At 72.4% G+C, this 11,919-nt stretch carries 10 protein-coding genes and 1 riboswitch; of the genes, 1 reads left to right on the top strand and 9 read right to left on the bottom strand.

Annotated features, from left to right (window positions below):
• Positions 1-21: 21 nt before the first annotated feature.
• From cobM to ABAZ39_RS19475, 3 genes are read right to left on the bottom strand one after another with little or no spacing between them, the layout of a single operon-like run.
• Positions 22-783, bottom strand: a complete 762-nt coding sequence (gene cobM / locus ABAZ39_RS19485; RefSeq protein ID WP_040134448.1) for a precorrin-4 C(11)-methyltransferase — start codon at positions 781-783, stop codon at positions 22-24.
• Entirely contained in the window at positions 780-1,190 is a 411-nt protein-coding gene (locus ABAZ39_RS19480) for a cobalamin biosynthesis protein (RefSeq protein WP_040134447.1), read from the bottom strand. The genes cobM and ABAZ39_RS19480 overlap by 4 nt, the downstream gene beginning before the upstream one ends.
• Positions 1,187-2,413 carry a bifunctional cobalt-precorrin-7 (C(5))-methyltransferase/cobalt-precorrin-6B (C(15))-methyltransferase gene (locus ABAZ39_RS19475; RefSeq protein ID WP_051658269.1) on the bottom strand — a complete coding sequence of 409 codons (1,227 nt, stop codon included), beginning with the start codon at positions 2,411-2,413 and terminating at the stop codon, positions 1,187-1,189. Before ABAZ39_RS19475 ends, ABAZ39_RS19480 begins: the two co-directional genes overlap by 4 nt.
• 23 nt (positions 2,414-2,436) lie before the next feature.
• On the opposite strand from ABAZ39_RS19475, the gene ABAZ39_RS19470 reads away from it, so the two are divergent.
• Positions 2,437-3,171, top strand: coding sequence for a cobalt-precorrin-6A reductase (locus ABAZ39_RS19470; protein WP_040134445.1), 735 nt, complete (start codon positions 2,437-2,439; stop codon positions 3,169-3,171).
• Between the two features lie 104 nt (positions 3,172-3,275).
• Here ABAZ39_RS19470 and cobJ read toward each other — a convergent pair whose 3' ends face one another.
• The 6 genes from cobJ to cobW all read right to left on the bottom strand — a co-directional run bounded on the left by cobJ (position 3,276) and on the right by cobW (position 11,412).
• Entirely contained in the window at positions 3,276-4,055 is a 780-nt protein-coding gene (cobJ, locus tag ABAZ39_RS19465) for a precorrin-3B C(17)-methyltransferase (protein ID WP_040134444.1), read from the bottom strand.
• A complete protein-coding gene (locus tag ABAZ39_RS19460) occupies positions 4,052-4,792 on the bottom strand; it encodes a precorrin-2 C(20)-methyltransferase (RefSeq protein WP_040134443.1) in 741 nt (246 codons plus the stop codon). Before ABAZ39_RS19460 ends, cobJ begins: the two co-directional genes overlap by 4 nt.
• The gene (locus tag ABAZ39_RS19455) at positions 4,792-5,433 is read right to left on the bottom strand and encodes a precorrin-8X methylmutase (protein ID WP_040134442.1); all 642 of its coding nucleotides are present in this window, start codon (positions 5,431-5,433) and stop codon (positions 4,792-4,794) included. The genes ABAZ39_RS19460 and ABAZ39_RS19455 overlap by 1 nt, the downstream gene beginning before the upstream one ends.
• Positions 5,423-6,799: a precorrin-3B synthase gene (cobG, locus tag ABAZ39_RS19450; RefSeq protein ID WP_040134441.1), complete on the bottom strand. Its 1,377-nt coding sequence runs from the start codon at positions 6,797-6,799 to the stop codon at positions 5,423-5,425. The genes ABAZ39_RS19455 and cobG overlap by 11 nt, the downstream gene beginning before the upstream one ends.
• Positions 6,796-10,182, bottom strand: a complete 3,387-nt coding sequence (cobN, locus tag ABAZ39_RS19445; protein ID WP_040134440.1) for a cobaltochelatase subunit CobN — start codon at positions 10,180-10,182, stop codon at positions 6,796-6,798. Before cobN ends, cobG begins: the two co-directional genes overlap by 4 nt.
• 156 nt (positions 10,183-10,338) lie before the next feature.
• Positions 10,339-11,412 (bottom strand): cobalamin biosynthesis protein CobW, encoded by a 1,074-nt coding sequence (gene cobW / locus ABAZ39_RS19440; protein WP_040134439.1) that lies wholly within the window; start codon positions 11,410-11,412, stop codon positions 10,339-10,341.
• A 39-nt stretch (positions 11,413-11,451) separates the two neighbouring features.
• Positions 11,452-11,667, bottom strand: a riboswitch (cobalamin riboswitch).
• Positions 11,668-11,919: the final 252 nt, after the last annotated feature.

Genomic DNA, 11,919 nt, shown 5'->3' with positions numbered 1-11,919 from the left:
GAGAGGGAGAAAAGAGCCTCCTCACTCCCCCAGCCCCCGGTAGCGGCGCACGTGCGACCCGTCGTAGAGCGCGCTGCACCGGAAATCATCCACCCCCAGCGCCGGGCCGACCAGAATCAGGGCGGTGCGCTCCATCGGCGAGTCGGCCACCTGCGCGGCGATGTCGACCAGCGTGCCGCGCAGCACGCGCTCGTCCGGCCAGGTCGCCCGGTAGACCACCGCCGCCGGGCAGTCCGCGCCGTAGAGCGGGGTCAGCCGCTCCACCACCCGGTCGATGACGTGGATCGACAGGTGGATGGCCAGCGTCGCGCCCGACCGCCCCAGCACCTCCAGCGTCTCGTTCGCCGGCATGGCCGAGGCGCGGCCTTCCGTGCGTGTCAAAATCAGCGTCTGGCTGACCTCCGGCAGGGTCAGCTCCCGCCCCAGCGCGGCCGACGCCGCGGCGAAGGCTGGCACGCCCGGCGTGATGTCGTAGGGAATGCCCAGTTCGCGCAGCGCCCGCGTCTGCTCGCCGAGCGCGCTGTAGACCGACAGGTCGCCGGAATGCAGCCGCGCCACGTCCTGCCCGGCCGCGTGCGCGGCCTTGAACTCGGCGACGATCTGGTCGAGCGTCAGCGGGGCGGTGTCGATGATCCGGGCGCCCGGCGGGGCGTGTGCGATGATCTCCCTGGGCACCAGCGACCCGGCGTAGAGGCAGACCGGGCAGGACGCGATCAGGTCGCGCCCGCGCAGGGTCAGCAGGTCGGGCGCGCCCGGTCCGGCGCCGATGAAATGCACGGTCATGCGGAAACTTCCCCAGAAATCGCCAGCGCGCAGGTGGCGCGCGGGGTGGAACGGCGCGGCAGCAGAAGGGTGGAGCCCGGCCCGGCGGCGGCCAGCGCCGCAGCCTCCGCGACCGAGGCGACACCCACGGCGGCCTCGACGCGGGCGGAGCGGGTCTGTGTCCGGTCCTGCGCCGCGGCCAACGCTGAATCATCAACGAACCGGAGCGGCAGGGCGAGCAGGCGCGCCGCCTCCGCCATGCCGGCTTCGTTGCGCTTGCGCATCGGTGCCGCCAGTTGAACGGAGCGGCGAACGGCCTCGTCCAGTGTGGCTTCGTCGAAGGCGGCGCGGACCAGCCCGGCAATCTCGTCACCGGGGCACCCCACCCGGCAGCCGATGCCCGCCGCGATGAAACGATCCGCCGTCACAGCGGCTTCTCCGCCAGCCACAGCGTGACCGGCATCAGCGGGCGCCAGCCGGTGAAGCCACCGATGGGCGCGGCGCGGCTGACGGCGATCTGCGACAACTGCCCGCCCAGCCGCTTGTGGGTGGCGATCAGCATCGCCTCGCTCTCCAGCGTCACGGCGTTGGCGACGATCCTCCCGCCGGGCCTCAGCGCCGACCAGCAGGCGTCCAGCACCCCGTCGTTGGTCAGCCCGCCGCCGATGAACACGGCGTCCGGCGTCGGCAGCCCGCTCAGCGCCTCCGGCGCCTTGCCGCGCACCAGTTCCAGCCCCGGCACGCCGAAGGCGGCGGCGTTGGCCGGGATGCGGGCGGCGCGGTCGGCCTTGTGCTCCACGGCGATGGCGCGGTTCGTCGGGTCGCTCAGCATCCATTCGACGCCGATGGAACCGGAGCCGGCGCCGATGTCCCACAGCAGCTCGCCGCGGCGCGGCGCCAGCCAGGACAGGGTGACGGCGCGGATTTCCCGCTTGGTGATCTGGCCGTCATGCTCGAACCAGTCGTCGGGCAGGCCCGGCGCGCGGGGCAGGGCGCGGGCGCCGGGCGCGGCGAGGCATTCCACGGCCAGCGTGTTCAGGTCGGCCACCCGCTCCGCCGACCACTCTTCCGCCGTCGCAACGCTGCAGCGCTCGCGCGGTCCGCCCATGGATTCCAGGGCGGTCAGGCGCGACGGTCCGAAGCCGCGCGCCGTCAGCAGCGCCGCCAGCTTGGCCGGGGTCGTTCCGTCCCAGGAAAGGATGAGAAGCCGTGCGCCCGGTTGCAGATGCGGAATGATCAGCTCCAGCGGGCGTCCGTGCACCGTCAGGGTGCCGCAATCCTGCAGCGGCCACCCCAGGCGGGCGGCGGCAAGACTGAAGGAGGACGGAGCCGGAACGATCGACAGTTCCTCAGCCGGAACGAGTTTCGACAGGGTGGCGCCAATGCCGTACCAGGATGGATCGCCGCTCGCCAGAACGCAGACCCGTTGGCCGCGCCGCTCCAGCAGGGCGGGGTAGGCGTCTGACAGGGGGGAGGGCCAGGGCAGCCGCTCCTGTCCGCCCGTTTCCGGCACCAGCGCCAGATGGCGGGCGCCGCCGGCCAGCAGGTCTGCGCTTTCCACCAGCGCGCGGGAGGCGGGCGACAGACCGTCCCACCCGTCCTCGCCGATGCCGACGACGCTCAGCCAACGGCCCGGTCCTGTGCTAATCATGGCGCACCCCAAGGAGGACAAGCATGAAGGCGCTGATTCTGGGTGGCACCACCGAGGCCACGGCGCTGGCCCGCCTGCTCAGCGGCCACCCGCGCATCGACGCGACGGTGTCGCTGGCGGGGCGCACCAGGAAGCCGGTGCTGCCGCCTCTGCCGACCCGCATCGGCGGCTTCGGCGGCGTGGACGGTTTGGCGGCGCATCTCGTGGAGGACGGCATCGGTGCGGTCGTGGACGCCACGCATCCCTTCGCCGACCAGATTTCCGCCAACGCCGCCGCGGCCTGCGCGCGGGTGGGCGTGCCGCTGCTGGTGCTGACCCGCAAGCCGTGGGAACCGGGCGAGGGCGACCGCTGGATCGGCGTGCCGGACATGGCCGCCGCCGCCGAGGCGCTGCGCCCGCTGGGCGGGAACGTCTTCCTGACCATCGGCCGGCAGGAAGTCGCGGCCTTCGAGGCGGTGCCGGACAAGCGCTACCTGATCCGCGCCGTCGACCCGCCGGAGCCGGCACCGACGCTGCCGGACCACCGCCTGATCCTCGACCGCGGCCCCTTCACGCTGGCGGGGGAGACCGCCTTGCTGGAGAAGCATCGGGTGGATGTCATCGTCAGCAAGAACAGCGGCGGGAGCGCCACGGAAGCGAAGCTGGAGGCGGCGCGGCGCCGGGGCATTCCCGTGGTGATGGTCGAGCGACCAAAGGGTAATGGCGTGGCTGAGGTGCACGATGCTGAGGCGGCACTCAGGTGGTTGGAAGGGCTGTAGAGTCGGGCCCCCCTCCCGACCTCCCCCCGCTTCGCAGGGGGAGGAGATTCCCTCCCCTGCGGAGCGGGGGAGGGTTAGGGTGGGGGCCCGTTTCGACACCGTCCTCACCCCCGCACCCCGTAGCTGCGCGGTGTGTAGACCCACGGCTGCGCACCCTCGCGGGGCACCAGCCGGGTGTGCGAGGCGCCGATGATGACGCAGGTCCGCATGTCGGCCTGCGCCGCGTCCACCGCACCCAGGGTCGTGATGGTCAGCGCCTCGTCGGGGCGGCCGACCGCCTGGGCGAGGATCACCGGCGTCTCCGCCGAGCGGAGATCGCGCAGCGCGTCGAAGGCGGCGCCGAGCTGCCAGGGGCGGGCGCGGCTGATCGGGTTGTAGAGCGCAATGACGAAATCCGCCTCCGCCGCCAGATGCAGGCGCTTCAGCACCACCTCCCACGGCTTCAGGTTGTCGGACAGCGAAATGGCGCAGAAATCATGGCCGAGCGGCGCGCCGGCCCGCGCCGCCGCCGCCTGCATCGCGGAGATGCCGGGATCGACGGACAGCTGCACGCGGTGCCACGCCGCGGGCGCCGCCGGATCGTCCAGCGCCTCGAACACTGCGGCGGCCATGGCGAAGATTCCGGGGTCGCCGCCCGACACCACCGCCACCCGGCGGCCCTCCGCCGCCAGTTCAAGGGCGTGGCGGGCGCGGTCCAGCTCCACCCGGTTGTCGGAGGCGTGGCGCACCTGCGGCCCCGGCGGCACGCGGTCCACATAGGGGAAATAGCCGATGAGGTCGGTCGCCTCCGCCAGATCGCGCCGGGCCTCCGGGGTCAGCCAGTCCTCGGTGCCGGGGCCGAGCCCGACGACCTTCAACCATCCGGTTTGAGGATCGGCGGTCATCGCCGCAGCCCCTCGCCGGGGATGACGATCTGCGAGAAGTAGGGGGCGGTTTCCGGCGCCTCGCGGAAGGGCATGACGCGCTGGTCCGCCATGCTCGCCCGCTCGATGTACCAGGCGCGGTCGGCCAACCCGGCGGCCTCCACGGCGCGGCGGACCTTCGGCAGGTTCTGGCCCAGCTTCATGATCACCGCGGCGTCGGCGTTGCGCAGCGCGCGCAGCAGCGCCTCCTCCCCCAGCGTGCCGGGGATGACCGACAGCACGTCGTCACGCAGCGTCAGCGGGCGCGGCAGCAGCGAGGCGCTGCACATCATCGACGTCACGCCCGGCACCACCTCCGTCGGGAAGCGCGAGGCCAGCCGCAGGAACAGGTGCATGAAGCTGCCGTAGAAGAAGGCGTCGCCCTCGTTCAGCGCGGCGATGGAACGCCCGGCGGCGAGGTGCTCGGCCAGCCGTTCGGCGGACTCGTCGAAGAAGGCCTCGATCTGGCGGCCGTAGTCGGGGTGGCTGGGCGGCAGCTCGACCGTCACCGGATAGACCATCGGCAGCTCGATGTGCTCCGCCGTGATGCAGCCGTCGGCGATGCGCCGGGCCTGCCCGGAGGTGCCACGCTTGCAGAAATAGGCGACCACCGGGCAGGCGCCGATGGTGCGCATGGCGCGCACGGTCATCAGGTCTGGATCGCCGGGGCCGACGCTGACGCCGTAGAGGGTGCCGGTGGTCTTGGATGCGTTGCTCATTATTCCACGTCGCTCGCCAGGGCGTTGACCGCCGCCGCCGCCATGGCGCTGCCGCCGCGGCGGCCCTTGATCGCCAGGAAGGGCAGGCCAAAGGGCACCTCGGCCAGCGCATCCTTGCTTTCCGCCGCACCCACGAAGCCCACCGGGAAGCCCAGCACCGCCGCCGGCTTCGGCGCGCCGTCGCGGATCATCTCCAGCAGCTTGAACAGGGCGGTCGGCGCGTTGCCGATGGCGACGACGGATCCGGCCAGCCGGGGCACCCACAGCTCCAGCGCGGCGGCGGAGCGGGTGTTTTCGACCTGTTTGGCAAGCTCCGGCACCGCCGGGTCGCGCAGCGTGCAGACGACGGCGTTGTCGGCCGGCAGACGCGCCCGCGTGATGCCGTGGGCGACCATCTCGCTGTCGCAGAGGATCGCCGCGCCATTACGCAGAGCCGTTCGCGCCGCCGTCCCCACGTTGGGAGAGAACATCAGGTCCTTGGCCGCGTCCACCATGCCGCAGGCGTGGATGACGCGCACCGCCACCGCTTTCAGGTCGTCGGGGATCGCCGACAGGTCGGCCTCCGCCCGGATGGTGGCGAAGGACTGGCGGTAGATGGCCGCTCCATCGCGGATGTAGTCGTAAAGCGGCTCAGCGGACACGGAACAACTCCTCAACAGACAGATCGGCCACGGCGGTGACGGCCTCGGACGGTGTCAGGCCGGACCGCCAGGGCGTGCCGCCGGGGGCGGCGTTCAGCGCGACGTCGTAGACGCCTTCCCGTGCGGTGAGCGTGACATCCGCCGCGCCGGGATAGGCGCAGCCCTTCGCGCAGCCGGAGACATGCACCATCCGCACCGCCTCCAGCAAGCCCGCCGCGCGCCCGGCGATGGCGAGGCCGTCCGCGTGGGTGTCGGTGGTGCCGACGTCGCAGCCGGTGACCCCGCTGCAGGCGGTGAGCTTCAGGCGAATGTCGTGGTGGTCGAGGATACCGCCGAGGGCGGTGGCTGTCTCCGCGGCGCCGTCCTGGGGGGCGGCCAGCAGCAGCGCGCGCCAGGGCGTGATGCGGATCTCGTGGGTGAGGGCGGCGAGCGCCTCCAGCCGGTCGACGTCGAGGCGGCCGAAGGGGAAGGCGACGCCCAGCCAGAAGGGTTGGGGGCCGAGGAAGAGCCGGGTGGGCGATGTTGCCCCCTCCCTAACCCTCCCCCTCTGCGAGGGAGAGGGAACTGCCGCCGCCTCGCCCTCCACCGCCACCGGCGGGGGAGGGAGGGACCCGCGCGCCAGCGCGGGGCCGGTCAGCATCCCCGCCACCCGTTCCCTCAACACCTCCACCCCCAGCGCCTTGACCAGAACGGCCATGCGCCGCGGCGGCTCGGCCAGGGTCTGGCGAAGCTCCAGGAAGGTCCGCGCCAGCGCCGCCGCAATCTCCACCAGATCGTCGGGGCGGCAATGACCCAGCACTGTGGCTCCCTCGACCGCCCCGCCCAGCCCGACGCGGAACAGCGGCCCGTCCACCGCTCCTGCCACCGCGTCGAAGCGCACGTCGGTGCTGCTGTCGAACAGGGTGGCCTGCCCGCCGCCATCGACCAGCCAGCCGAACTTCGGCGGCAGCCGGTGGAGGTCCCGGTCGGCCGCCAGCCGGGCGTCGAGCGCCAGGGCGTAGGGGCGCACGTCCAGCACCGCCGTCCCGTCCAGGCCGGCAGTCGGGGAGGTCAGCACGTTGCGCACCGCCTCGCTCTCCGCGTCCTCCGAGACGTAGCCGAGCGCGCGAAGTTCCTCGATCAGCGCGGCCATGTCCGTAGCGGCGACGCCGCGCAGTTGCAGGTTGCCGCGGTGGCTGAGGTCGACCAGACCGTTGCCGTAACGCCGCCCCAGCTCCGCGATCCGTTTCGCCGAGGCGGCGGGAAGCACCCCGGCGGGGACGCGCACGCGGACCAGCAGCCCGTCGCCGACCTCCATGGGGGCCAGAACGCCGGGGCACATGCCGCGCCGGCGCGGCGGGTTGCGGCGTTGGGTGATCGCGCTCATGCGGACATCTCCTTGCGGCGGCGCAGATCGTCGCCCGTCGAATTGCGGCGTGGGTGCCAGAGACCGCGCTCCAGGGCTTCGGTCAACCGGTCCAGGATATGCCGGGCGGCGGCCGGATTGGACTGCGCCAGGAAGTCCCACACCCGCTGGTCGTCCACATAGGCGTCGTACAACTGGTCGAAATGGTGGGGCCGCACCGCCGTGGTGGTCGCGGCGAAGGCGAACAGCGTGTCCACGCTCGCCGCCAGCTCCCCGGCGCCGCGGTAGCCGTGGCGCATCATGCCGTCGATCCAGCGCGGGTTGGCCGCCCGGCCGCGCAGCACGCGGGCGATCTCCTCCCCCAGTGTGCGGACGGTCACGCTCTCCGGCTCCGAGCTGTCGAGATGGTAGAGCGCCGGGTCGTTGTCGACCAGGGCGGCGGCGGCGGAGAAGCCGCCCTCATACTGCATGAAGCCGTCGGTGGAGAGGACGTCGTGCTCCCGCTGATCCTGGTGGTGGATGAGCGCGTCGGCCCCGCCGATGCGGCGGCGGAACAGGCTGGGCAGCGGAACGCCCTCCAGCCCCTTGCCGTAGGCGTGGCAGCTTCCCTCCAGATAGGCGGCGCCGAAGTCGGCCCGCACGCTCCAGTCTCCGCGCGCGATCATGCCGGGCAGCGCCGTGCCGTAGGCGCCGGGTGCGGCGCCGAAGACCCGCGCGCTGGCCCAGCGCTCGGCCTCCGCCGCCGGGGTGCCGCCGGTTTCCAGCTCGGCTCGGTCGGTGCGGAGCGCGGCGGCGATGGGGTTCACGTCCTCCGGTTCGTCCTCCGCCATCACGGCGCGGACGGCCTGGTCGAACAGGGCGATCTGCTGCGGGAAGACGTCGCGGAACAGGCCGGAGATGCGCAGCGTCACGTCCACCCGCGGCCGGCCGAGGACGGAGGCCGGCATCACCTCGAAGCCGGTGACCCGCCCGGAGCCGTTCTCCCACAGCGGGCGCACGCCGAGCAGGGCCATGGCCTGAGCCAGCTCGTCGCCGCCGGTGCGCATGGCCGGGGTGCCCCAGCAATCCACCACCAGCCGCTTCGGCCAGTCGCCGTGGTCCTGCAGATAGCGGGTGATCAGCGCGTCCGCCGCCTGCCAGCCCAGCGTCCAGGCGGTCGGCGTGGGCACGCCGCGCGGATCGAGCGCGTAGAGGTTCCGCCCGGTGGGCAGCGTATCCGCCCGCCCCCGCGCCGGGGAGCCGCCGGGGCCGGGCTTGACGAAGCGCCCGTCCAGCCCGGCCAGCAGGGCGATCATCTCCGCCTCGCCGCAGGCGTCCAGCGCCGGGGCGACGTCCTCGGCCGTGGCGAAGCGCGCGACGGCGGCGAGCAGGCGGGCGCGGCGCTCCGGCTCCGGCGTGGTGCCGAAGACGTGCAGCCCGTCGCGGATCTGCATCTCCTTGATGTCGCAGAGATGGGCGTCGAGGCGGCTGAGGATGGCGTCGGGGTCGTCGTCGGGCCGCAGGTTGCAGTCGGCGGCGACGCCGGATGTCCAGGCCAGATCGAGGATGGTCTGGCGCAGCGTGCCCAGCCGCCGCGGGTCCAGCCCGGTCGCCATCGAATATTCGTCGATGGCCGTTTCAAGTGCGGCGAGGTCGCCGTGCAGCCCGGCCTCGACCGGCGGCGGGGTCAGGTGGCCGATCAGGACCGCGCCCAACCGGCGGCGCGCCTGCACCCCCTCTCCGGGGTTGTTGACGATGAAGGGGTAGAGGCAGGGCAAGGGACCGGCGACGATCTCCGGCCAGCAGTCGGCGGACAGGGCGACGGCCTTGCCCGGCAGCCATTCCAGCGTCCCGTGCGCGCCCACCTGCACCAGCGCGTGGATGCCCAGGACATGGCGGAGCCAGAGGTGGAAGGCGAAGTAGCCGTGGCTGGGCGGCGTCTCCGGGTCGTGGTGCTGGGTGGTGGTCAGCGGACCGTGGCCGCGGCTCGGCTGCACGGCGACGGCGACGTTGCCGCAGGCCAGCACCGTGAAGCGGAAGGCGGTGCCGTCGGAACGTGGGTCGGCCTCCTCGTCGCCCCAGGTGGCGGCGATGCGGGCGCGGGTCTCGGCGGGGACGAGGCGGCGGTAGTCCTCAAAGCTCAGCGCGGCGGTACTCCCGCCGGTCAGCGTCTCCATCAGGGCGGCGGGGCCGTCGGGAAGCCCGTCGAGCCCATAGCCCTCGGCGCGCAGCCGTTCCAGAATGCCGACGACGCTCGCCGGGGTGTCGAGGCCCACCGCGTGGCCGATGCCGCCGCCCGGCCCCGGATAGTCGGACAGCACCAGCGCCAGCTTGCGCCCGGCCCTTGGCGTGGCGCCCAGCCGCACCCAGGCGGCGGCCAGATCGGCGGCGAAGGCCACCCGGTCGGGCACCGGGCGGATCAGCGTCGGAGCGAACTCCAGGTCGGGGTCCAGCGCCCCTTCGGCCTTGAAGGCGATGGCACGGGTCAGGATGCGCCCGTCCATCTCCGGCAGCACAACGTTCATGGCGAGGTCGGATGGCCCCATGCCGCGGGCGGAGCCGCGCCAGCCCTCCTCGGGCGTGGTGGACAGCACGGCCTGAAGCACCGGCGTGCCGTTGGCTTCCAGTGGCGACCCGTCCTCGCGCGCCGCCGAGAAGCCGGTCAGGTTCATCACGACGGCGGCGTCGCGGGCGGTCAGGGTGGCGCGCATCCAGGCGGCGCAGTCCGGTTCCTTCAGGCTCGCCACGAACAGCGGCAGCGGGGCGAGGCCGCGCGCGGCCAGCGCGTCGCACAGCGCGTGCACCGGCTCCAGGTCGCCGGCCAGCAGGTGGGAGCGGTAGAATACGACCGGCGCGCAGGGGCCGGTGACGTGGCCGGACCAGCCCTCATAGACGCCAAAGCGCGGCACCGGCGCCGGTTCGCGCCAAGGGCGGTCCTGCCCGGCCAGCGTGGCGGCGTAGGCCAGCAGGTTGGCCATGTTGTCCGGCCCGCCTTCGGTGAATCCACGCCACAGCCGTTGCGCCGCCTCCGCCGGAACGGTGCCGTAGCCCTCCAGGGCGGGGTTCGGCTGGGCGCAGCCGGGCAGCACGGCCAGCGCCACCCCGGACTCCCGGCAGGCGGCGGCGACATGGTCCAGCCCGTAGCGCCAATAGCCCGCCCCGCCGAGCAGCCGCAGAACGACCAGCTTCGCCTTGCGGATCACGGACTCGACGTAAAGGTCCACCGACAGCGGGTGCCCCAGCCGCGCGAGATTCGCCAGCCGCAGGGTGGGCAACGTGTCGCGATGGCGCTTCCAGCAGGCGGCGAGCGCCGTCAGATCGCTGTCGGAGAAGGACAGGACGACGAGGTCCGCCGGGCTCTGCCCCAGATCCACGGCCTGGGGGCCGGCGTCGAGGTCTTCCTGGCGGGCGGCGAGTAGGTGCATGGCGAAAGTGCTTTACGAAAATCCCCTCTCCCCTCTGGGGAGAGGGTTAGGGTGAGGGGGTTGCGCGTGGCGGAACGCCCGGCGTAAGCGCAACCCCCTCACCGGCCCTGCGGGCCACCCTCTCCCCAGAGGGGAGAGGGTTGTGAAGGCTAAAAATCACCCCAGCGCCGCGGACACGGCGTCGCGGTCCAGGCCCGTCTCGCCGATCACCACCAGACGGCTGCGGCGCGGCTCGTCGGGCTTCCAGAAGCGGTCGAAATGGGTCTGGATGCGCGTTCCCACGCCCTGCACCAGAAGGCGCATCGGCTTGCCCGGCACGTCGATGAAACCTTTCAGGCGCAGCACGCCATGGGCGGCGGCGACCCGCTCCAGCGTCTTCGCCAGCGCCGCCGGGTCGGGTTGCGGGCCGAGTTCCACGACGAAGCTGGTGAAGTCGTCGTGGTCGTGGCCCTCCTCCTCGTCATGGTGGCTGGGGCGGTTGGCGAGGTCGTCCTCGGCCCCGGCGCCGACGCCGAGAAGCACCACCGGATCGACCCTGCCGTTGCTGGCGCGCAGGATCTTGGCCTCGCGCCCAGCCCCGCCCTCAGCCATGCCGCCCTCGGCCATGGCGGCGCGGATCAGGTCCTCGACCTTGGCCAGATCGGCGGCATCCACCAGATCGGTCTTGTTCACCACGATCAGGTCGGCGCAGAGGAGCTGGTCCTCGAACACCTCCTCCACCGGGGTCTCGTGGTCGAGTTGCCCGGCCTCGGCGGCCTGGGCGGCCAGCGCCGCCGGATCGGGGGCGAAGCGGCCCTCCGCGGCGGCGGCGGCGTCGACCACCGCGACCACCCCGTCCACCGTCACCCGGGTCTTGATCGCCGGCCAATGGAAGGCCTGGACGAGTGGCTTCGGCAGGGCGAGGCCGCTGGTCTCGATGATGATGTGTTCCGGCGGCTGCGGGCGGGACAGCAGCTTCTCGATGGCCGGGACGAAATCGTCGGCGACGGTGCAGCACAGGCAGCCGTTCGCCAGCTCGATCACGTCATCCTCGGTGCAGGTCGGATCGCCGCAGGCGCGCAGGATTTCGCCGTCGATGCCGACGTCGCCGAACTCGTTGATGATCAGCGCCAGACGGCGCCCGCCGGCCTGCTCCAGCAGGCTGCGGATCAGCGTCGTCTTCCCGGCGCCGAGAAAGCCGGTGATGACGGTGGCCGGGGTCTTTCCGGCGGTCAGCGGGCCGGTGGTCATGATCTGGCTTCCTTGTCTCCGCCACACCCGGCGGATTGGATGAGTGTCGGTCCGGCGGCAGGTTTCCTGGCTTGCGGGTCGTCGTCGCGCCTCCCGCCTTCCCGGCCTGTCGGCCCGTGGCATGTCCGGAGGCCGACTCGCCGCACACAGTTGCGGGGGCAGCCGCGGCCTTGGACCCCATCCGGGTCCGCACCGCATTCCCTATTATCCCCGCGCCTTCACGGCGGCCGGGGCACCGTCGGAGGCGCAGAATTGCAGGCGGACCCCCGATTTGCAAGCGGCCATTTGGCGCCCGGAAACCGTGTCGCCGAACCCGGAGCGCTTCGCCCATGCCGCCGTCGGTGTGTCGGAAGATCGGTACAGTCTGTCTGGAAAGCTGACACTCCGGACGGTATGGGACGCCCACGGTCTCATAGGGGGAAATAAACGATTTCAAGGGCTTGTTCGAATCTTCCGCAGTTGGCATGTTCTGTGCTTATATCAGCCTAACCAAAAACGCGGACCGGC

Source organism: Azospirillum argentinense, assembly GCF_000632475.1.
Taxonomy (GTDB): Bacteria; Pseudomonadota; Alphaproteobacteria; order Azospirillales; family Azospirillaceae; genus Azospirillum; species Azospirillum baldaniorum.
The sequence above is the reverse complement of the archived record's forward strand: the minus strand, read 5'-3'. Positions and strand labels throughout refer to the sequence as shown.

Excerpts from the sequence above, each read along its gene's own strand:
- ABAZ39_RS19475 (WP_051658269.1), bottom strand. The coding sequence starts at position 2,413 with ATGATTAGCACAGGACCGGGCCGTTGGCTGAGCGTCGTCGGCATCGGC.
- cobN (WP_040134440.1), bottom strand. The coding sequence starts at position 10,182 with ATGCACCTACTCGCCGCCCGCCAGGAAGACCTCGACGCCGGCCCCCAG.
- cobW (WP_040134439.1), bottom strand. The coding sequence starts at position 11,412 with ATGACCACCGGCCCGCTGACCGCCGGAAAGACCCCGGCCACCGTCATC.
- ABAZ39_RS19470 (WP_040134445.1), top strand. The coding sequence starts at position 2,437 with ATGAAGGCGCTGATTCTGGGTGGCACCACCGAGGCCACGGCGCTGGCC.
- cobM (WP_040134448.1), bottom strand. The coding sequence starts at position 783 with ATGACCGTGCATTTCATCGGCGCCGGACCGGGCGCGCCCGACCTGCTG.
- cobG (WP_040134441.1), bottom strand. The coding sequence starts at position 6,799 with ATGAGCGCGATCACCCAACGCCGCAACCCGCCGCGCCGGCGCGGCATG.
- cobJ (WP_040134444.1), bottom strand. The coding sequence starts at position 4,055 with ATGACCGCCGATCCTCAAACCGGATGGTTGAAGGTCGTCGGGCTCGGC.
- ABAZ39_RS19460 (WP_040134443.1), bottom strand. The coding sequence starts at position 4,792 with ATGAGCAACGCATCCAAGACCACCGGCACCCTCTACGGCGTCAGCGTC.